Here is a 19925-nt window from a genome sequence, read left to right as displayed (position 1 = left end):
TTATCTGATATCCGATTTCAACCTTAGCTCCTGCGGTATCGTTGATATATCGCCAGCTATCAATCTATCAAGTAAGCGTTTGGTATCCGCTTTGGTATCGGGAATGCCGATAAAGACGTTATTCCTGACCCAAGCTGATGGCCCCGTTACTGATCTGCCACAGAAATAAGCGTTCAATAACCAAACCTCTGGACCAACCAATTGGGGCATTGACCATCCCTTTTCTTTAATCATCAGTTCAGCCATAAAGTCCCAGTCCAACATCATTCCTACAGCAAGCACTTGTTTATTATATTCTGGTTGCAGGTCCTGCCATTTGTCCATAGCTTTTATACAGGGGGAACACCACCGTGCCCAAAAATCGAGCACCAATATTTTGTCTTTGGAAAGCTCCCGTATTGTTATACTATCTCTCCCTTGGGTATCATTAACGATGCGGATGGGAAGATCCAATATATCGTCAGGAATTTTACTCTCATTACTGATAGGGTTAATCTTTTCCACATTTGGTTTATATACAAACAGGGGATACTTCTTTATGTCTGCATCTGGGTGAAAATAAAGAATCGTCTGCCGTTTATCATTTGCATTTTTAATATCTACAAGATAAGGTACATTCTCTCTGGTGATCCTAGGGATAGATCCGCTGTCAGCCCGTGTTTCCACGGACTGTGCGGAACAACATAAACTAAACACATGAAACAATATCATTGCCGACAATAATATCGCTTCTTTATTCCATATTTTGATATTGGTAAGATTTACTTTAACTATTGCAAATAGATTTAAAGTTTGCATAATTTGTCTGAATTAAGATCAATTCAGACGATTAAAAAAATCGTGCATTTGTTTGCTGATTTTTAGCTCTCGCTCGTGTTTATCAACCACTTCTGAAAGATCCGCATGCCGAAAATCCAGTTTACGGACAAGGGACACTAAATAGGACATGACCAAACGCACCAATGCCTTATTGAAATCGTTTAATTCATTGGTATTGAACAACAGCTTTTTATTCTGGGGATTCCCCATGCAGATAGTTACCTGTTCTTCAATATACACGCTGATACTGTCAATATCATAGCTTTCCCAAAAAGCAATAATATTCTGAATAGGATCATATCCTTCGACATGGATGTTGAAATATATATCCATGTCGATTTCCGTCATATTCCGAAGCAATTTCTTTATTTCAATATTCCGCATGATGTAGTGATATTGAAAATTATAAGAATATATAGGTGATAAAGCTTTACGAGGCTATACTATACATAATCGTCTATAATCAATCGATTTATAAATTAAGTTATAGACGGGAAAGGAATTAAATAAAAAAGTAAAGCGTGGTCCTCTGCCCGTCCCCCTACCGACCAAGGTGGAAAAGACGGGTGAGCTGCCCACACCTTATGCTATATCTATCCCATAGGGAAAAAAATACATGGCATGGGGTTTCACCCGGCGTATCTGCTTTCCTTAATTTTTTGGTCGGTAGGGGGCAGATACAACTTCGTGAGCCGTTAAATAAGGCTATAAATTTACTATTTTATGTTGAATCAAAATAATTTTTTGGTCTCATAATTGTCTATTTTTTTTAGTTATTTAGGAGATGCCTTATTTCCATTCCCTATTTAAACAGAATGATATACTTCATATAAAGAGAGTATAATCTATATAACATCCTATTTTCATATCAAATATAAGGATAAAACACAAAAACTACAATAAAATCATAGTTTTTAACACAAATAAACTATAGTTAAGAATAGCTTTTAATTAATCGCTATTGTCCAGCTTTGTATTATGGCAGTACATATAGGAAAAGTGATACATGACTTAGTTAAAGAAAGAGGATTAAAAGTGAGATTTGTAGCTGATTACGTCAATGTAGGTGAGTCAACAATGTATGATATATATAAAAGAGCGACGATAGATGTTGATAAGCTTATTAAGTTCTCACAACTATTAAATAAAAATCTATTTATATACTATCTAGACGAAGAGCCTATTAAAAGTATGTTTGGCCAACAAGTCTTGGTACTTCAAACAACAGTAGATGAACTCAGATCCGAAATCGAAAATAAAAACGAGCGGATTAGATCTTTAACTGAGCTTATCGAAACTCAGAAAAAAGTTATTGCTCTACAGGAAGCTAAAGAAGATTCAACGAGAAGTAGCAAAAAAAGAAATTAAGATGGAAAAATTGATCGTTAAGAATTTTGGGCCATTAGTGCATGTTGATATTGAAATAAAAGATATTAACATTTATATAGGTATTACATCAAGCGGTAAAAGTACCATTGCAAAACTGATCTCCATATTTAAAAGCGGAATTAATAGAATAGAACTTTTTGAAAAGGCGTTAAGCAATTACAATATTGACTTCAATATAGGAAGTGACACACTGATCCGTTATGAAGTCGGCGAATTATTTACCGAAATAAAAGGAAATGGGTTTGAAACTAATAGGCTGAAAAAACAGCAAATCCACGCTTTGAATCCTATTTATATACCAGCAGAAAGAGTATTCTTTGCCACATTGTCACAGTCGATTTTTAGCCTGATGAGTAGTGATGTCGCCTTACCTAAATGGCTGATAGATTTCGGCGCCAAGTTCGAGAATGCCCGGACGAATATTAAAGAAATGGCGATAGATTTCCTAGGCGCAAAATATCGCTGGCAGGATGGCACCGATTATATCGAAGTCCGCAACGACACGACCATTAAACTGTCTCAAGCTTCGAGCGGTATTCAGTCTATCGTCCCATTGTTACTTGTTGTACAACATAACAGCGAGCCCTCAAAAAAAGAGGATGATATCTTTGTAATAGAAGAACCGGAACTCAATCTGTACCCTTCTTCACAAAAGGACCTAGTTGAATTTATCATGGAACGAATAAACATATCACAAGATAAATTGATCATTACTACACATAGCCCATATTTATTGACAACGATAGATAATTTAATACAGGCTGGGAACATAGTAAATGAACGACCAGAGCTACAAGATGAGGTTAAAAAATTAGTTCCAGAATCATTGTGGCTAGATTTTGATTCCGTGTCCTGTTACTTTTTCAGTGATGGAAGCTCCTGTTCAACACTAGATCCAGAACTCAGATCTATTGGCCCATCAAATATTGATGATGTCTCGGCAGAACTGAGCAACACATTTGAAAATCTGTTAACCCTAAGATATTCTTAATATGGCCTGTGATGAGATTTTTGAAATATTAGGAGGAAATAGAGAATGTTATAGCAATAGTACGGCTGCTTTAGAAAACGGGAAGAAATTTGTATTAAACAATCGGAACGGTAAAACTATCTGTAAAGTCCGTGTAGATAATTGTCTCATTATAGATAATGACATTCGGAAATGTGATTTTCTATTCTATATAAAGGAAGATAAGAAGATATTTTTAGTTGAATTAAAAGGTCAATCTGTTGATGATGCATTGTTTCAGATCAAAAGTACCTTTGATATTGTAAATCAAAGGCTCAAAGCAGCTCCCTCCCAATATGTAGGTGTAGTCGTTTCGAGTGCGGTGCCTAAAGCGGCAGATCAAAAGTTTAAAACTTTACAGCAAAAGCTATATAGGGACCATAAATTAATGGTGACACGAAAACAGATACAGTATGAACAAGTAGTGTAATTTAAACAGTTAAGAGATAAAATCCTTATAAAACAACACTCATACTATAAAATTAATCAGCCTCTTTCCTTAGGAATAGAGGCTGATTAATTTTACAGGCCTGCAATCGTAAATGCCATGTGACCTTATTTTTTTTTGGTATATTAAGTATTCATATTCCCTCAGTTTTCCTATTAAAAATTCTTGTCCAAGAGCATATAGGAGAAGATCAAAAATAGTACTACTGCCACGCCAATTATCAACCGTGTCAATACTGCACTGACATACTCCACACTCTTGGTCTGTTCTGGAAAGAGCGAAATCCGGTACTCCTTTCTAAACGGCTTTGGCCATGCTTCCATATTGCTGCCGATAGCCGTCAGACTATTTTTAAGAATTGATTCTAGCCGTGTCAGGTCCGGCTCGGGGGCCTGTATCATTATATCTCCATATTTCTTTTCGAAATCTGACAGCAAAGCCTGCGTCTGCGCTTCCTTTGCCAACAAGGCTTCATTCTTCTTGGACAGTTCAGTTTCGAGAAACTCCGTCTTTTTAATAAGGTTTTCGATCACTTCGTCCATGACCGATCTTTCGGGTGTCTGCCTGTTGTTCATTTAGTTATCCTTTCTTTTATTTTCTTTTTCATCGCTTATTGGTACGTGCTTTTTTTGTCCTTCTCCTATTCCGTCCATGAATTGCCTCATCATCCACGTCATCGGACAGTTGAGCCATTGGGGCAAAAAGATCCCCTAAGGGACCGCTTGTAAACCTTGTCGGAGGCTCAATTTTAACGGAGGTTGACCACTTTTCATCCTGAACGGGCGGTGAATCTTGCTGCGAGTGGCCAAGTATCTCCCTGAGCTCGTCAGCAAGGCTCTTTTTCTGTTCCTGTTTATCCACAGGTAAGAGGTCTTTTCCCTCCTCTCGGAACATCTGTTCGTTTTTTGCCAGCTGTAAACTGATTTTCCCGAAACTATAGTTCCTGTCGATTTCCGACCCCTTGAACTGATATCCGCCCTTACTGAAACTGATGCCCTGCACCTCGTCTGTTCCGCTCCTATACTTGTACTGTATCCCAATACCCTGTTTAAGCAGGAGTTTTTGCAGTTCGGCCATGCTTTTGGCTTTTGGCAACAACGCCATGATCTGATCGTGGATCTGATACTTGACCTTATCCGCTCCGTTAAGGTTCTGGCGGTTTACGTTGTTTTTCCCCGTGGCAATATGGAAACCATGCTTTAGTGTCAGGGCCTTACTGGCCCTGACATTCTTCCAGCGCTGATTGGCATCATCTATCGTCCTGCCTTCGTTATTGACCCTGTTATAGACGATATGTAAATGTGGGTGCTTCGTATCGTGGTGCCTGACCATCAGCACCTGCGTATCGCTGATCTTCATCTTGGCGAGGTATTCTCTGGCGACCGCCACCATAATTTCATCTGTCAGCACCGGGGCATCTTCGGGACTCCAGTTCAGTGCAATATGACCGACAGCATGCCCCAGTGACGGCCTCATCTTACGCTGCATATTAAAGTCCGCTATAGCATGGGCTACCGTATCACTACGGATACCATCGGCTGACAGTACCTCCGCACCTTTCTTGAGCATACAGTATTCCACGCAGCCCTTAAACGACCTGCCTGATTTAACCACTTTTCCCATCATCGCTGTTGATGTATTTCAATGTTGTATCTATTTCTTTCAGCAGGAAGTCGCAGCGGATAGCTATGCCCATGATACCTCCGGTATGTGCGAGCTTGGCCAACTGGTTGAGATTGTTGGCCATTCCCGCAAGCATGTGGAGTATGCGCCTGTCCTCACCGGTTATCCTTGCCGTTATCCTTGCACTCAATGCCGAGGCCCTGATCCAGTCACTGATCCGCATTCCTGCCTGTGTGGCCCTTGTCTCAATCAGGAACCTTTCGGAAGTGGTCAGACGTACACGAATACCATTATTTCTTTTTATCTTTTTGCACGGTGCGCCCCCTTTTTTATGGAGGTGGCGAGCTGGTCTTTCTGTATTGCTCCTGTCCATAATTACCACTGTTTTATTTGCTATTGTCACTACTGTTTATCGGTAGCCCGCAGGATGCCGGTACGGCATCCTGCGCCTCCATGCGACCATCGGGAGCAGGGAGCAAGTCTGCCCCCGCCGAACGGCATAGGGGGAGTTTTTGTGTAACAAAAACACAAACTTGCTTCTTACAAAACCACAAAAGTCTGGCGTGCGAAAGCGCAGCCATACTTTTGTGGTTTTCATCGCTATGGATGCCCCTCGAAAGGGCTTCCATAGCGCCTGCTCCGCCGGTGAACCCGGCACCTCTTTTCCTGCTGTTTCCCTGGTTAGCTGTTTGGCTGGTTAGCGGGCTGTCATTATATACAGCTAAGCATAAGGCCGTATGTTCATATATACAATTAGCTGATCGGCTACTTAGCTGATTGGCTGTATACAGGACAATCTTTTTGTTGGGACAGGTCATGTCGTGCCGTCCTTTCTTTCTCCGATGGTGCGATTTGGATGGGAAGTCCACCAGACCAGGCTGCCCTTTACCGGATGGTAGGACGGCTGGTAGTGTATGTAGCCATATACTTCAAGCTGGCCCAGGCATTTGTGATAGGTCGCTATCGAGCGGATATGGGACAGCGCCATGAGCTTTTTGCGGGACACGGAAAAAGGAACGGCAAAACCCGCTTCACGGTACATGGCAAATAGGGCCGTGACCAGGCTCACATGGGTAGGCAGCATCCTGCTGTCGGCAGCCATACCCTTGATAAGCAGGGCATATTCGGCGATCCGGTTCATGATGAACATTTCGGTCATGGCCGGCCTCCCTTCTCCAAGAGCCTTTCGATATCTTCCAACTTATAGTACATGATGCCGCCGATCTTGGTGTACTGTAACGTACCGTTGATGCGCAGGTTTTGTAAAGTGCCGCCGGAAATGTTGAGCAGCCTGCGCACCTCGGCGCTCCTGATCCATTCCTTTCGCTGCTGCTGCTTAAATAGTGTTTTGATTTCGTCCAGCAGTTCCTTCCTGAACTGCGCAAGGTCTTCCTTTGTTAAGATGTCCAATTGCATAATTTTCGTTTTATGTTCTAGACAAAGGAAATCAACAAGACCGGTTCATCTGTTACCAAAGGGTTGCGTGGTAAATTAGAAACGATATGGCACGGATTAGTAGGGACATCCAAATAACTGGATTCCAAATGATTCGAAAAATAAAGATTCGGTTTATTTTGTAACGTTAAGGAATCAGTGTTTTCGCCTTTTGACAGGCGAGATCGTAAATAGTCTGTGGTTCTGCGGGATCTCGTTGTCTCTCTTTGTAGGATCTTTGGGGTCCATACCGCGCAGATAGTGCCTTAACCTATCCTGCTTGATCTGTTTAATCTCTTGGGGATTTTCCGGGTCAACTTCGCGGAAAAATTTACAGATAATTTTCGCCCATGTATTCTGCGCCGCAGTAATGAACAGGGCTCCACCGTCCGGGGCTTTCAGTGCCTGCATCTGTATAAACATATCCAATAGAGCAAGGGCTTGATCGTCCCTTATCTGAATATATCCATCCCACCCGCGGCATTCTACCAGTTCGGCCCTTAACGAGGTAATTTCCTGTTCAAGAGCATATATTTTCTGCTCCTGACGTTCGATGATGGGTTGATCGGAGCTATGGATATCCCACCTGTCAAGGGATGTAAGTATCCATCTGAACCTTTTAAGCCGGTCGGCATTCATCAGGTTACGGATGTGGTCTCTGTCATAAACATCCCTTGCCTGTAGTACGTGCAGCTGTGACTCGATTTTTTCCCAGAGGAATTGGAAAAATACCATTTCATCACCCTGTGGGTGCCTGCTCAGGTAGAATTTAAGGTGGTGATGGTAGAACTCCTCGAGCCTGTCCTCGGGGATCGTAAACAGCCTGTTGAAAAGATGCCTCAAAAAATGTTTCCTGCTCCAACTAATGGGATTTCCTATATCTAACGTGTCACTCCTGAAATCAAAGCGTGCACGAGGTCGGAAAAAAGTGATACTCATAAGCGTTTACACTTGGTTATACCCAAATTTAAGGATTTCATTCGAAATACATTCTCGCCCCGGCAAGAACGAAAACAGGGCTGACAAAAATTAAATACCATACCAATAGTGACTGCCTCCTATCTACCCAATCCATTTCAGTAGCAGACAATAGGTTGCTGCAGCCTCAGGTATCTATCACAATCGATAGCGTCCCCGATCTCTGTTAAACCATAAATCTTATTTATAAGGGCTTAGTTTACTTTGTATAAACCGAAAAAAGAACCACCGCACTCTAGGAAAAAGGAACAAAGTTGAATCCTTTTGTACAGGTTGTTCCCAAATGATATCGTTCCTCCAAAAAATGCCAGAAATATCGGTATCAGTGCAACTGATACGATATGAAAATAATATTAACACAAAAAATGTGGATAAACTTGAGACTCATCCCAACTTTGGGTGATAATTCTATCTATTTGTTTTGAGCGTTCAAATTTTAATGAATGCGTCAATATTTATTTTTTTAGATGATGTCGATTCCTTCAAACTATATCAATATATAACCAACGAAATCTACTGTAAATCTATGTGCAGAGCACAAATGGGATCTTTTGCCTCCCCAATGAAGCCTTCGCGATTTGGTAAGTCTATCAGGCCATGAGAGATTTAACAAAAATGAGCAGAATAATATAAGGCCAATCCATCTATATTCTAATATGTCGTTATTTTAAACTCTTTTAAATAAAACTCCAATGGCTCTATCCCTACCTCAGCGCGTCTTGAGTTGACATCTTTCTTTTCCTGTATCGGTAAAAGAAAATAGCTACCATCATTATTAACACCTATTTGAGAACCATATATCTGGAAGCCGGTTTTCCACAATGAATGCTTATCTTTAATTATAGCATAACTTTGTGGTTGTATTTTTTTTTCAATAAAAGCCTTTTCTACAAAAGGGAGATACTTCTCTCTAGTTCTAGGTTCGGCATGAGCAACTAGAGTGGATAATACTATGTTTCCATCTGTACCAATATCTGTTGCACTGAGCCAACCATATTTTTCCAAAATTTGATCCAATTTCTTGATATGCTTTTTACTGACCTTTTTGAGAGTTTTCGATTTAAGGCGATTTTGTTTGCTATTCATTCCAAATTTCGAGATATTTTCAGAAAGTTGTTTCCTTACCTCTTGATCTTCTTCTAACATCTTTAATAAGATTCCTTTTATAGAATCCATTTCCTGTTTCTTGTTCAGATTTTTTTTAACAATATCAATAAGTTTTTGCCATCGATCATCATTTTGAAGATTAATAAATAACTTCTCATTCTCGATAGCAAAAAGATCAGAATAATAGGCTTTTTCAGCAATATTAAATAAATTAGAAAATGCACTATCAATCACTCCACTTGCAGCCCAACTTTTAGCTGCCATAAAACGATGATAGGTCGCTCCCTTCCAGCCAAATGATTGAAAGGCTTTAGAATAAAACGAGGATGCTTCAGAGAACTTTTCTCCCTTAAAAAGGGAGTCTGCAACTTTTACATTATATTCATACATTGTGGTTGGCGCCTGCGAATGACCGACAAGGGGATAATAAACAACTAAATAAAACATTAATATCCGAACCAAAGATAATTTCATCATAATGTGTTTTAAGAACATGATATTTAAGTTTAATATTCTATACTTGAACCTTTAATAAAAATAAAAACAAAGTTTTAAAAAAATGAAAAAAGTAATAGAATAATTATTATTTTTAGATAGTATTATTTACGAAATAAATCTTTGAAAATGGTACTTATATTTTCCGAGCAAGCGGATTACAGCACATTTCAAGTCATAAGATGGTTAAAATCTTTTCACGTGGACTATTTTCGATTAAATAAAGAAGATGATGTTTCTGTAAAGAAGATTGACCTATTAAATGATATCATGTTGTTCGAAGTTAATGGTAAAGAACTGGATCTTTCTAAAATTAACGTTGTATGGTATCGCCGAGGTTTTTTCAATTTTGACACATCTGGATTCGAAATTGATAATGAAAGTATTAGAGCTTTAAAGGAGGAGGCAGTTTGTTTAAATGTATTTCTAATGGAATATTTAATTGAGAACAAATTTTGTATAAATAACCAATTTTCTTCATTTAATAATAAGATTAGTACCTTATTGAAGGCCAAAAATGTGGGGCTGAATGTACCTGAGACTTATCTAACATCTTTTTCAACAGAATTGCGTGAGTCTGACCTAATTACTAAAAGTATCGGAGCACAACTGATGATCAACAACTTAGAAGCTGGTGAAGTCAAAATGTTTTATACAGAAAAGGTTGATATTAAAGAACCACAATTCTTCTTTCCAAGCCTATTTCAAACTGAAATAATTAAACAATTTGAACTGCGAATATTTTATTTACTAGGATCATTTTATAGCATGGCAATTTTGTCGCAGAATAATCTACAAACTTCAGTTGATTTTAGGAAATATGATTTAAAAAAACCCAATAGAACCATACCATACAAACTTCCAATTTCAATTGAAAGGCAGCTGGAAAGCCTAATGCAATCATTAAAATTGAATTCTGGATCCATAGACATGGTTTTTGATGTAAATGACGAATACATCTTTCTAGAGGTGAATCCAGTTGGTCAATTCGGTATGGTTTCATCACCTTGTAATTATTATTTAGAGAAGAATATTGCACTTAAATTATCATCCGATGAAAAATCTTAAACAGAAGCCAGTTTTTATGCAAACACCTACAACAGTAAAAAGAAATCATATTATTGTGCGCATAAGATTTGATAAAAACACTATGTCTAGGGTAAATTTTCACAGCTTTTATAAGCCTATAAGCAAGCTCTTTTAAATGGAATTGAGGAAAATTCAGCATAAGTATTTTGATTTATATGCCAACTGTATTGCAGTTAAAGGATTCAAACGGTCAATAATTTATGATTTACAAAAGTCATCTTGGGAATTTATACCCAATAATATGTTTGATTTAATAGAATTATGTGGCCGCAAAAACACTTTTTCAGAGTGCTATGAAATGGACAATTTGTTTTCAAATTCGACGTTGGATCAATATTTTAAATTTTTGATTGAGAAGGATTTTTTATTAATTGTTGATGATAAAAGTCAATTCGCACATTTTCCTAATCTGGACTGCACTTTTGATTTTCCTGGAATTTTAACTAACGCAATTTTAGATTTTGATTCAGATACACTAAATACAGCGAATTATGATGATTATGTGGATTTAATAAAGGAGTTTTACTCTCTAGGTTGCAATAATTATCAATTTAGATCTTTTGGGAAAAAGACCAACAGTATTCTTTTTAATCTACTAAAAGAAACAAATAACCTCGACATTGAAATTGATTTAATTTACCCGTATACGAGTTCAACAATAGAAGATCTTGAAAAATGTTTTTTTGAGATTACCAATTTACGTAGTATAGTAATACACTCTGTGCCACCGGAAAAAATTTTACACAATGAAACAAAATTCGACATAACATTTACTGATACATTGTTAACAGACCATTCCTGCTGTGGAGTAATCAAACCCCAATATTTTAGTATTAACCTACCTTTGTTTACAGAAAGCTTGCAATTTAACAACTGTTTAAATCGAAAAATAGGGGTCGATATATATGGTAATATCAAAAACTGTCCAAGTATGGAAAAAGTGTATTCGAAGGTTGGACGTACTGTTAGAGATATTGTGCAGGATCCAGAGTTTCAGGAAATCTGGAAACTCAATAAAGATTCTATTCTTAAATGTAATATTTGTGAGTTTAGGTACATGTGTACCGATTGTAGGGCATTTTTAGACAACTTAAATGATAAGCCGCTTAAGTGCTTTTACGACCCTCTTACCGCGGTTTGGGGAAAAAATAAGGAAAATTGATATTTTTTTGGAATAATCAATTTTCTTAATTAACTTTAATAAACTGGATATAAACTAATTGCGTTATGAAAAAAATTAAGCTAAAATTTTCAGAAAAAGAAGAAAACTTGGACAATGAAATGTTTTCAAAAGAATCCTTTTTAAGTGATTTCGAAATGAAAGAGGCTATGGGCGGTGGAGAACAAACTATTACCTATCATTCCATAAATACATATGATCCTTATGCAGGAACATTAACAGTTGATAGGGATGCATATAATGATTCACCTTCAAATCCTCCAATATTCACATAGGATTATTATTCCAAAAATACAATAGTATATTTGATAATAAATAGTTTACGATTAAAATTATTAGCTCCTATGGTATAATTGCTTTTCAGTTATTTCATTGGAGCTATTAGTATTTTTCACAATTAACAAATTGCATATGCATTTTTACACTGTAGTTATGTCATTAAATCTATTAATTAGTGATTATTCCAACGTTCAGGATCTTCTAAAGGGAAAATGGATGTCTCAAAACCCGCACCCTATTAAGGAAATTAATTTTTCTGACGGTTCTTTTGTTCATTTAAAAATAGAATCGGATAATAAAGTGGTTGGATATCATTGGAAGTACAGAGTATCTAAGGTTGATCAAGCAACGAGAAATATTTGGATTAATCTATTTAATAAGGAGCTTTTTGATAATTCAATGAAAAATAATTGCGGTTCAATAAAGGTACATTTTCTGGATAGTGACAGAATCGAAGTTTTATTTACCGATGAAAAGAATTATAAATATGAAGCTACAGTTTTAAGAAAAGAGAATGTCCCAATCTACAGATAATGTATGATATTTTTAGTTGCACAACCATCTGATACATACTTTTTATGGCAATTATCACTCTTGATTAACAATCTCGCCGATTTGAGAATAGAGCAACAAGACATTCATATATTATTTCCACTTAAGAAAACTAAGAATATTGAACTTTCGGAATTTATTAAAGAGTTTCAATATAAAGCACTTTTTTTCTTTTATAAAGACAACAGGATAAATTCCTTATATCCCGGCTCTATTAGGCCGCACTTGATTAAAAAGCATTTTAAGAAAAATCCATATCTATCGTTACTGGACATATTTTACATTGATTCTGACATTTTATTTCATAGTATTCCAATCCTCCCAAAGAATCGTTGTTGCTACATTTCAGACACTCATAAATACCTTAATTATGACTACATTTTAAAAAATGCTGACTTTACACTCCTCTTGGAAATGGCAAATGAAGTCGGGATAGATACTAATATAATTCGACACAATAATTATAACACCGGTGGGGCACAATATCTTCTTAGAGGAGTTGATTATGTGTTTTGGGAAAAAGTCGAAAAAGATTGCATTAATTTATATAGAATAATTGATAGCTACAATAAAATGAAGGACCCTGCCTTTCTTTCATTTTTTGAAAGCAATTATAAAAATGTAGAAAGAACTGACAAAATATCGCCATGGTGTTCTGACATGTGGGCTGTTCTTTGGAATCTTTGGTATTTTGAAATTCCAGTATCAATTAACACAAACATGGATTTCGTTTGGCCTGACTCTTCTATTGAGGAATGGGGCAAAATAAAAATTTTGCATTATACTTTCGTTGGAAAAAATACGTTCAAAAAGCAATTGTATAAATTTTCTCCTCCTTGGTATGACAAAGTTATGGATGTTGAGAAAATAGAGAAATGCGAAGATATTTTGTACCGACAGATTAAAAATGTTCGATTACATCAGGAAGAGAATCGAAGGGATTTGAAAACTTGTTTTGTGTTCTATATATCCAGCGGAGATGGATTGAACGTGATTGAAGATTTATTCTGGAAGCATTTCAAATGTGAAATTCGATTTTTACATTTAGACAATACAAGTGAACTTCCTTTGAATAAAACTGCCCAATTATTAAATGACTTCCCTGATGTAGAATATTTTGTAATTCACCCCAACTTAACCATCATTGACCTAGATCGATATGAAGTACTGATAAGATTTTTAGAGAAAAATAAATTCTATAAAAGATTGGAGATTCTTTTGAAAAAAGTTTATATGATAGATAATTTACATTTAAATATGTTCTCGAAATTACTAGACACCTATTATTTGAAGGTTAATGGAGGACGCTTTCGAATATCCCGACAAAAGAATGATATTCAAATTATAAAAAGGGAATTTTTAAACTTTAATGAGACTACATTGGCTATGAATAAAGAAGAATCGATAGAAACAAAATCAATTTCCATAACCGATGGCTATTTATTAAGAAATATTGATGATAGAATGCAATACTAATACCACTTTGGTAAAATTCTTATACCATTGGAGCCGAAAAGAGAAAGAAGTCGCATTAAAAATTTTAGAGGCACTTATAGAATCTACAGATTCTCCAAATGATATCTCGTGGATATTTGATATTTCGTTCACAATTGATTTTTTAGCACAATTACGTCTAATTAAGCCGTCAACCTTGAATATCCTGGATGATCTGGATGACTATATTTATAAAAAGATCGTGAATACTACTAATGAGGAATTGAACGGAATTCAATATATCATAAAAGTTTTGAATCATGCTCACACAAAGGTATTATTGCACGGAGACTATGATCTAAAATATAAGTATAGAGCGATCAATTATTTCGAAATTTTACGTTCTCTATTATTTAAATTAAATGCAATTGAGCATTATAGATACCGACATAAAAACGAAGAGTCTATATTACTCACAGCTTTTTTGATACTTAAATTAAGTTATATTTCAGTGTCATCTCCGAGTATGGATAACGCAAGCAAAATCTTCATGGACTATGTAAGATATTACATTTCAGAAAATTTAGAAGAAGATGTTATGGGAGATAACTTTGAACGTCATATCCGCTTTTTAATTATTTATTTGTCAATAAGACAATACAATTCACCGATCTGGGAATATAAATTTCAACACTGCCTTACTAAGAACTTAAGCAAATTTTCAACAAGTAAGCCACAAATCAGCTTTTTATTTGCAGTGCTAAATAACAAACGTTATGAATTTAATGAAACTGCTTTGAAATGTACTAATTTTTCAGCTGTATTTGTCAACGTTATATCATCATATATAGGAGCTGTCGACCTTACAGTTGGCCAAATGCCTAAATAATTAAATTAATATTTTTAAAATGAATGTATCAAATAAAATTATCCAAAGCTTTTGGTACGGGGATGAATTGACACAAGTGGAACAACTTTGTATAAAATCTTTTCTAGCTAATGGACATATATTTCACTTATATACATATAATCTTAATTTGCGAGGTGTTCCCAATGGCTGTAATATAAAGCATGCATCAAACATAATCCCTCCTTCAAAAATATTTTTTGACAATCGAGGAATTATCGCCTCATTTTCAGATTATTTTAGAATTATGCTGTTATACATTAAGGGTGGTTGGTGGGTTGACTTAGATATAGTTTGTCTGCATCCTTTTGAATTTAAAACTGATTACTGCTTCTCTTCCGAGTACATTAATAACGCTCTTTTTCCCAATATTGGTTGTATAAAATGTCCTAAACAGTGTGAATTTTTACATGATTATCTCGGAATAATTAATAAGTATTTATCTTCCCATAAACTAATAAACTGGGGAGTATTTGGTCCCAAGTTAATGAATATGCTTTTGTTACAATATGACTCAAAAGAATTTATACAATCCCCTGAAACGTTTATCATGCCGAGTATCCTATATTCTAAAAGTTTTACACTTTTATTTGATAATCTTTTTAAGGAATTTACAAAGGATGAAATTAAGGCAGGTCTAAAGGACAGCTACTCGATTCATCTCTATAACGAATTATGGAGATTACAAGGAATAGAGAAAGCAAAACCGTTCCCTAAAAATTCACTTTTGGAATACTTACATCAATTATACCTTTAAGACGAATTGTTTTTTTTCCCTATAATTGATCCTTATATCCAATATCTTAATCCATAAATTTCACATTCTTTTTTACTGTACAAAAATTCTGCACAACATATCTGTAAGTTTTTGACAAACAGCAAGTTATAAGTGAAGACTTAAAATTTTTGAAGACTTACCCAATGTATAAAATTTTCAAAATTATTTTGTTTTTATTTAGTATCTTTTTTACGAATTTTCATGCTTATGCATAAAGAGAAAATATTTATGGCCGTTTTATGAATTTTATATTTTAAAGATGAAAATCCTAGATGCTATCCTTCAAAACAACAGAAATGACTGTATTACCACAGTAAGTAGATTATTGAAAACTAATAAAGTAAAGTTTACAAATAAGGAACTGGAAAATTTAATGCTCGGGCACAGTGATTATCCTTCTTTACTTGCCGTGAAAGATGTCCTTGAGAACTATGGAATTAAAAGCGTTGCTATTAATAAAGGAAATTACGATTATTCAGATTTTGAACTTCCTTTTATAATTTTAATTCAACAAGAAAATTGGAGTACCCCTGCTTTTTCATTGGTTGTGAATATTGAAGATAGCAATATATTATTTAGTGATCCTCCTTCAGGAAAATACAAAAGTATTTCTATTTTAGACTTTGAGAAGTTGGATAAGGGAGTAATACTTTTGATAGATTCAAAAGAAACAAAACATGAAAAGGATTATGAAGTTAATAAAAAAGAAGAGTTAAAGAGGAAGATGTTTTTACTATTTCCCTATTTTACTTTTTTTGTCATTCTCGCAATATCCCTTTTTTACCAAATATTTTTCACGCATTCAAATTGGATCTCTGTATTGTTCACAACAACCTCTGCGGTTGGTTTAATAGTTTCTTCGGTTTTGATATGGCATGAAATTGATTCTTATAATCCATTCTTGAAAGAAGTATGTGGTGGAAGCAAAGGTAAGAAGATAAATTGCGAAGCTGTGTTATCCTCGAATGGCGCCAAATTACTAAATATAAGTTGGTCCTTGTGGGGAGCAAGTTATTTCTATACCTTTTTTCTTTCACAGTTTTTATTTGTTAAAAATGACGATATGACCCAAATCTGGTTAGTCAACAGTTTTCTTGTTTCTCCATATATTATATATTCGCTGTATTATCAAGGTATAAAAATAAGACAATGGTGCCCAATGTGCCTTGGGACTCTTATGATTTTATCAATAAATTTGATTGCTTCAATTACTTATTTAATTTTAGGTAACACTATTGCTGTTATGTCTTGGTATAATATTATCATTATTGTTTTATTGGGAATAGTAATACTGGGTTCTTTTGGTTTATTGATTCCACTCCTGAAAAGCGCAAGCGATAGTAAAAATTATGAAAGAAAATGGAAGAAGCTAAAATATCATCCAGATACATTTAATTCTTTGCTAAAAAAAAGTGAAAAATTAATTTTTCCTCCACAAGATTTAGGAATTGTAATTGGGAATCTCAAAAGTGAAAATGAGATTGTGAAAGTATGTAATCCATATTGTGACCCTTGTTCTAAGGCGCATCCAGAACTGGAGGCGTTAATTAAAAATAACCCTGACGTAAGGCTAAGAATTATTTTCACGGCAACGGGAAAAGATAACGACTTTAAAACACCGCCGGTTCGTCATTTAATGGCATTACATGATCTAAATGACCCAACAGTTATTAATCAAGCCCTTAATGACTGGTATACAGCCAAAGAAAAAAATTATGATCGGTTTGCTCTAAAATACCCTCTTGGGGATGAACTTAATAAACAGACGGAAAAGATTATAGCAATGGATAAATGGTGTGACTTGATGCGTATTCGTGCTACTCCTACATTCTATATTAATGGATTCGAATTGCCTGACAGCTACAATGTATCAGAATTAAAATATGTACTATAGCTAGCTTTGTGTTTAGTTAATTTTAAAGTTAATTCTCCACCTGATCCTGATATTTTCGTTTTAGTTTTTCATATATCGAATTGATATGAAAATTACCATTTTTATCGAATTTTTTACTGTTCCATAAATGCCCCCAAAGGTGGATAGCATAAACGTTTTCATCAGGTGTATAATTGCAATCGTCGAATATACTATCCAATTCATACCAATTTATTGGGCAGAAAGTTCCAACTGATTTAATATATTCTTTACTATCATATGTTTTAAGGATTTGGGTAATTAATTCAGGGCCAAATCTACCCCATTTAATATTATTTTTTACTTTCAACTCTGTATAAACGATTTCTAAAATCTCTTTTAGATATTCGGCTTTAGCAGGTGATTTGATAACACAATTGTTTACACCTATTTTATGATCCACCATTGATCCATTTTCAGTAGCAAAGCAATATTCATCGTCGAAATCATAATATTTTAAACAAATAATGTCCATATCTACCCACCAGCCGCCTTTAACAAATAATAATTTATAACGAAATAGGTCAGAAAAACTAGCGACAGAATTACTGCTGTCCATAAATATATGAGATTCTGATATTATTTCATTAGCATCTTTACTTACTGTTCCTATTGGAAGATCCTTCACATTCGAATACGTATAAAGATGAAATTCGTGACCATTTTTTAAATGTGACAAAATACATAATCTTTCCAAGTTTGATAATTTATCTCCTATCCAAAGGCTCTGAATTATTCTATTGCTAGGCATATATTCTTAATTATTTCAAATTGTATATAATTACTGAAACTTTTATTCCCCAATTAACTAATGAATATTTATCTGAATAAATATTTGATTTTACTATTTAATATCTCTATATTGCTTCTCGAATCCTCCAAGAATCAGTGATTTATACAGAAAAAGTAATTTACTTTATTTAAATATAACCAATATAAAATTATTAATTAACAGAAAAATTATGAAAAAACTGAAAATCGGCGTCAATAACGCCCCCGATGCATTATCCCGTGGAGAGTTAAAGAATATAGTTGGTGGTTACTTTGGGAGCGGCTCAGATGACGGAAGCGGAAGTGATTCTAAATGTTATAATGGTGATGCTTGCTCTATTGTTTATACAGATTCGCAAGGGAACTCTACATCCTTTCCTGGAGAATGCCGTGAAAATACCTCTGGCTGTTTCTGTGACTTAGGTTCGGGATCTGAAGTAGATATTAGTTCCAATAATGGTGTAAGTAGATGTACGAGAACGAAATAGTTCTCTATTGAATTATTTTGATCTTTCACCTAAATGATTTTAAGTTTATTAATATAAACCTAGTTCTTTAGAGTTGCAAATCAGTGGTTGTTAAAAATTTATTGATATGAGATTTGGGTATCTTATTTTTTTGTGTTTACTTATCTCCTATTCAAAAGCCCAATATAGGTCAGTGATAGAAGGTGAAGTAATAGGTATTCCTTCATCTAAATTGTATTTAGTGGATGCATATCAATGGAGCAATAAATTAGATTCTGCGGAATATAAAGAAGGAAAATTCAAATTTGTAATCAAAAATAATCAAGAACCTATTTTGGCTAGTGTTGCGTATTTTAACAAAGAAAATAAGATGCTCAGGCTAGCCTTTATTAATAATGAATTGAGTAAGAACAATAGCGTTGCGTTTATGACCGATGATGGACTAATCAAAATAAAAGGAGATTGGACCGGTGTTACTTCTATCTTCAACTTAAAACCTTTAAACATAGAAGCTGGCAGACAAAATAGATTCTATCAGCAGAATTATCCAAAAAATATTGGCATTATAAATGATGAAAGCCCCCAAAAACATACCGAGAGTTTTAATGAAACAAGCAGACTTGTAAAAGAGAATCCTTATTCATTCTATCTTTTTGGAGAATTATTTAATAATAAAAGTTCATTTACCAATAAAGAGTTAAACAAATTGCTGTCTATGTTTGATGATAGGGTAAAAAAATCAACAAAAGCTGCAGAATTAAATAAATATCTAATGACCAGGAAAGAGGTTAATCAATTAACTTCTTTGTTGACTCTCAGAAATTCTAATAATATTTTAAAAGAAGGTATAAATAAAAATAAAAAGTTGAATATGCTTATTTTCTGGGCTAGTTGGTGTATTCCATGTCGCTCAGAAATTCCTTTATTGAAAAATATTAAAAATTCAACAACTTCTCAGGACTTCTATATGGCAAGTATATCTATTGATAAGACACGCTCCAATTGGCTCAAAGCACTGAAGGAAGAAAACATGGAATGGGATCAGTTTATCATTGAAAAAAATGATTTTAATAGAATAAAGATGGAATATGATTGCTCCGCGATTCCGCTAATAATTTTCACGGATAAAAACGGGAAAATCTTGAAGCGCACGGAAGGTTTTTCCGAAAAACTACTTGAAGAGTACCGGAAATTCATTAATAATGTACTAGAATAATCAGATTATTTTAAATGGTGAAGTTTGAGACCCTATAA

24 protein-coding genes are annotated in these 19925 nt (G+C 34.9%); 13 read left to right on the top strand and 11 right to left on the bottom strand.

Annotated elements, in window-relative coordinates; translation table 11 throughout:
- Complete coding sequence (locus B4Z47_RS24350) at positions 1-798, bottom strand: TlpA family protein disulfide reductase (RefSeq protein WP_070568967.1); 798 nt, start codon at positions 796-798, stop codon at positions 1-3.
- Positions 799-816: 18 nt separating this feature from the next.
- Complete coding sequence (locus B4Z47_RS24345) at positions 817-1203, bottom strand: hypothetical protein (protein ID WP_070568971.1); 387 nt, start codon at positions 1201-1203, stop codon at positions 817-819.
- Positions 1204-1797: 594 nt separating this feature from the next.
- Here B4Z47_RS24345 and B4Z47_RS24340 point away from each other — a divergent pair.
- Genes B4Z47_RS24340 through B4Z47_RS24330 form a run of 3 tightly spaced genes read left to right on the top strand, consistent with a single transcriptional unit; the run spans position 1798 to position 3647 of the window.
- Positions 1798-2187: a hypothetical protein gene (locus tag B4Z47_RS24340; RefSeq protein WP_070568973.1), complete on the top strand. Its 390-nt coding sequence runs from the start codon at positions 1798-1800 to the stop codon at positions 2185-2187.
- 1 nt (position 2188) lies between these two features.
- Positions 2189-3199, top strand: a complete 1011-nt coding sequence (locus B4Z47_RS24335; protein WP_070568975.1) for an AAA family ATPase — start codon at positions 2189-2191, stop codon at positions 3197-3199.
- Position 3200: 1 nt separating this feature from the next.
- Entirely contained in the window at positions 3201-3647 is a 447-nt protein-coding gene (locus B4Z47_RS24330; protein WP_070568976.1) for a hypothetical protein, read from the top strand.
- Between the two features lie 173 nt (positions 3648-3820).
- On the opposite strand, the gene B4Z47_RS24325 is transcribed toward B4Z47_RS24330, so the two are convergent.
- The 8 genes from B4Z47_RS24325 to B4Z47_RS24290 form a co-directional block, all read right to left on the bottom strand.
- Complete coding sequence (locus B4Z47_RS24325) at positions 3821-4240, bottom strand: hypothetical protein (protein ID WP_139145073.1); 420 nt, start codon at positions 4238-4240, stop codon at positions 3821-3823.
- A gap of 28 nt (positions 4241-4268) precedes the next feature.
- Positions 4269-5234: a relaxase/mobilization nuclease domain-containing protein gene (locus B4Z47_RS24320; RefSeq protein ID WP_376782398.1), complete on the bottom strand. Its 966-nt coding sequence runs from the start codon at positions 5232-5234 to the stop codon at positions 4269-4271.
- A 37-nt stretch (positions 5235-5271) separates the two neighbouring features.
- Complete coding sequence (locus tag B4Z47_RS24315) at positions 5272-5661, bottom strand: plasmid mobilization protein (protein WP_070568983.1); 390 nt, start codon at positions 5659-5661, stop codon at positions 5272-5274.
- 13 nt (positions 5662-5674) lie between these two features.
- Positions 5675-6106: a hypothetical protein gene (locus B4Z47_RS24310; protein WP_070568985.1), complete on the bottom strand. Its 432-nt coding sequence runs from the start codon at positions 6104-6106 to the stop codon at positions 5675-5677.
- Positions 6103-6447 carry a hypothetical protein gene (locus tag B4Z47_RS24305; RefSeq protein WP_070568987.1) on the bottom strand — a complete coding sequence of 115 codons (345 nt, stop codon included), beginning with the start codon at positions 6445-6447 and terminating at the stop codon, positions 6103-6105. Before B4Z47_RS24305 ends, B4Z47_RS24310 begins: the two co-directional genes overlap by 4 nt.
- Positions 6444-6704, bottom strand: a complete 261-nt coding sequence (locus tag B4Z47_RS24300) for a helix-turn-helix domain-containing protein (RefSeq protein WP_070568989.1) — start codon at positions 6702-6704, stop codon at positions 6444-6446. Before B4Z47_RS24300 ends, B4Z47_RS24305 begins: the two co-directional genes overlap by 4 nt.
- 174 nt (positions 6705-6878) lie before the next feature.
- Positions 6879-7457: a hypothetical protein gene (locus B4Z47_RS24295; protein ID WP_286728123.1), complete on the bottom strand. Its 579-nt coding sequence runs from the start codon at positions 7455-7457 to the stop codon at positions 6879-6881.
- Between the two features lie 894 nt (positions 7458-8351).
- Complete coding sequence (locus B4Z47_RS24290; protein ID WP_139145075.1) at positions 8352-9284, bottom strand: DUF6624 domain-containing protein; 933 nt, start codon at positions 9282-9284, stop codon at positions 8352-8354.
- Positions 9285-9431: 147 nt separating this feature from the next.
- Between B4Z47_RS24290 and gwsG the strand changes: the two genes are divergently transcribed.
- The 8 genes from gwsG (at position 9432) to B4Z47_RS24250 (ending at position 17415) form a co-directional block, all read left to right on the top strand.
- Positions 9432-10370 (top strand): grasp-with-spasm system ATP-grasp peptide maturase, encoded by a 939-nt coding sequence (gene gwsG, locus B4Z47_RS24285; protein ID WP_070568996.1) that lies wholly within the window; start codon positions 9432-9434, stop codon positions 10368-10370.
- 136 nt (positions 10371-10506) lie between these two features.
- A complete protein-coding gene (gene gwsS, locus B4Z47_RS24280; RefSeq protein ID WP_070568999.1) occupies positions 10507-11553 on the top strand; it encodes a grasp-with-spasm system SPASM domain peptide maturase in 1047 nt (348 codons plus the stop codon).
- A 65-nt stretch (positions 11554-11618) separates the two neighbouring features.
- Entirely contained in the window at positions 11619-11846 is a 228-nt protein-coding gene (locus tag B4Z47_RS24275; protein ID WP_070569002.1) for a hypothetical protein, read from the top strand.
- Positions 11847-12003: 157 nt separating this feature from the next.
- Positions 12004-12384: a hypothetical protein gene (locus B4Z47_RS24270; protein ID WP_139145076.1), complete on the top strand. Its 381-nt coding sequence runs from the start codon at positions 12004-12006 to the stop codon at positions 12382-12384.
- 3 nt (positions 12385-12387) lie between these two features.
- A complete protein-coding gene (locus B4Z47_RS24265) occupies positions 12388-13878 on the top strand; it encodes a hypothetical protein (RefSeq protein ID WP_070569009.1) in 1491 nt (496 codons plus the stop codon).
- A 7-nt stretch (positions 13879-13885) separates the two neighbouring features.
- Complete coding sequence (locus B4Z47_RS24260) at positions 13886-14725, top strand: hypothetical protein (protein ID WP_286728118.1); 840 nt, start codon at positions 13886-13888, stop codon at positions 14723-14725.
- Between the two features lie 19 nt (positions 14726-14744).
- On the top strand, positions 14745-15500 hold the full coding sequence (locus tag B4Z47_RS24255; RefSeq protein WP_070569015.1) for a capsular polysaccharide synthesis protein: 756 nt from the start codon (positions 14745-14747) through the stop codon (positions 15498-15500).
- A 280-nt stretch (positions 15501-15780) separates the two neighbouring features.
- The gene (locus tag B4Z47_RS24250; protein ID WP_070569018.1) at positions 15781-17415 is read left to right on the top strand and encodes a vitamin K epoxide reductase family protein; all 1635 of its coding nucleotides are present in this window, start codon (positions 15781-15783) and stop codon (positions 17413-17415) included.
- A gap of 28 nt (positions 17416-17443) precedes the next feature.
- Here the strand turns inward: B4Z47_RS24250 and B4Z47_RS24245 are convergent, their stop codons facing one another.
- Positions 17444-18184, bottom strand: a complete 741-nt coding sequence (locus B4Z47_RS24245; RefSeq protein ID WP_070569021.1) for a glycosyltransferase — start codon at positions 18182-18184, stop codon at positions 17444-17446.
- Positions 18185-18395: 211 nt separating this feature from the next.
- Between B4Z47_RS24245 and B4Z47_RS24240 the strand changes: the two genes are divergently transcribed.
- Together B4Z47_RS24240 and B4Z47_RS24235 are read left to right on the top strand one after the other, a co-directional pair.
- Positions 18396-18692 carry a hypothetical protein gene (locus B4Z47_RS24240; RefSeq protein WP_070569024.1) on the top strand — a complete coding sequence of 99 codons (297 nt, stop codon included), beginning with the start codon at positions 18396-18398 and terminating at the stop codon, positions 18690-18692.
- A gap of 106 nt (positions 18693-18798) precedes the next feature.
- Complete coding sequence (locus B4Z47_RS24235) at positions 18799-19887, top strand: TlpA family protein disulfide reductase (RefSeq protein WP_286728116.1); 1089 nt, start codon at positions 18799-18801, stop codon at positions 19885-19887.
- The last annotated feature ends 38 nt before the right edge of the window (positions 19888-19925 follow it).

Origin of the sequence: Sphingobacterium sp. UBA2610 (genome assembly GCF_002339225.1) — a bacterium.
GTDB classification, from domain to species: domain Bacteria; phylum Bacteroidota; class Bacteroidia; order Sphingobacteriales; family Sphingobacteriaceae; genus Sphingobacterium; species Sphingobacterium multivorum.
The sequence above is the reverse complement of the archived record's forward strand: the minus strand, read 5'-3'. Positions and strand labels throughout refer to the sequence as shown.

Coding starts and splice junctions, on each gene's coding strand:
- gwsG (WP_070568996.1), top strand. CDS start 9,432: ATGGTACTTATATTTTCCGAGCAAGCGGATTACAGCACATTTCAAGTC.
- B4Z47_RS24270 (WP_139145076.1), top strand. CDS start 12,004: ATGTCATTAAATCTATTAATTAGTGATTATTCCAACGTTCAGGATCTT.
- B4Z47_RS24240 (WP_070569024.1), top strand. CDS start 18,396: ATGAAAAAACTGAAAATCGGCGTCAATAACGCCCCCGATGCATTATCC.
- B4Z47_RS24265 (WP_070569009.1), top strand. CDS start 12,388: ATGATATTTTTAGTTGCACAACCATCTGATACATACTTTTTATGGCAA.
- B4Z47_RS24310 (WP_070568985.1), bottom strand. CDS start 6,106: ATGACCTGTCCCAACAAAAAGATTGTCCTGTATACAGCCAATCAGCTA.
- B4Z47_RS24245 (WP_070569021.1), bottom strand. CDS start 18,184: ATGCCTAGCAATAGAATAATTCAGAGCCTTTGGATAGGAGATAAATTA.
- B4Z47_RS24345 (WP_070568971.1), bottom strand. CDS start 1,203: ATGCGGAATATTGAAATAAAGAAATTGCTTCGGAATATGACGGAAATC.
- B4Z47_RS24325 (WP_139145073.1), bottom strand. CDS start 4,240: ATGAACAACAGGCAGACACCCGAAAGATCGGTCATGGACGAAGTGATC.
- B4Z47_RS24330 (WP_070568976.1), top strand. CDS start 3,201: ATGGCCTGTGATGAGATTTTTGAAATATTAGGAGGAAATAGAGAATGT.
- B4Z47_RS24350 (WP_070568967.1), bottom strand. CDS start 798: ATGCAAACTTTAAATCTATTTGCAATAGTTAAAGTAAATCTTACCAAT.
- B4Z47_RS24320 (WP_376782398.1), bottom strand. CDS start 5,234: ATGCTCAAGAAAGGTGCGGAGGTACTGTCAGCCGATGGTATCCGTAGT.
- B4Z47_RS24235 (WP_286728116.1), top strand. CDS start 18,799: ATGAGATTTGGGTATCTTATTTTTTTGTGTTTACTTATCTCCTATTCA.
- B4Z47_RS24300 (WP_070568989.1), bottom strand. CDS start 6,704: ATGCAATTGGACATCTTAACAAAGGAAGACCTTGCGCAGTTCAGGAAG.
- gwsS (WP_070568999.1), top strand. CDS start 10,507: ATGGAATTGAGGAAAATTCAGCATAAGTATTTTGATTTATATGCCAAC.
- B4Z47_RS24335 (WP_070568975.1), top strand. CDS start 2,189: ATGGAAAAATTGATCGTTAAGAATTTTGGGCCATTAGTGCATGTTGAT.
- B4Z47_RS24250 (WP_070569018.1), top strand. CDS start 15,781: ATGAAAATCCTAGATGCTATCCTTCAAAACAACAGAAATGACTGTATT.
- B4Z47_RS24290 (WP_139145075.1), bottom strand. CDS start 9,284: ATGATGAAATTATCTTTGGTTCGGATATTAATGTTTTATTTAGTTGTT.
- B4Z47_RS24305 (WP_070568987.1), bottom strand. CDS start 6,447: ATGACCGAAATGTTCATCATGAACCGGATCGCCGAATATGCCCTGCTT.
- B4Z47_RS24255 (WP_070569015.1), top strand. CDS start 14,745: ATGAATGTATCAAATAAAATTATCCAAAGCTTTTGGTACGGGGATGAA.
- B4Z47_RS24295 (WP_286728123.1), bottom strand. CDS start 7,457: ATGGTATTTTTCCAATTCCTCTGGGAAAAAATCGAGTCACAGCTGCAC.
- B4Z47_RS24340 (WP_070568973.1), top strand. CDS start 1,798: ATGGCAGTACATATAGGAAAAGTGATACATGACTTAGTTAAAGAAAGA.
- B4Z47_RS24275 (WP_070569002.1), top strand. CDS start 11,619: ATGAAAAAAATTAAGCTAAAATTTTCAGAAAAAGAAGAAAACTTGGAC.
- B4Z47_RS24315 (WP_070568983.1), bottom strand. CDS start 5,661: ATGGACAGGAGCAATACAGAAAGACCAGCTCGCCACCTCCATAAAAAA.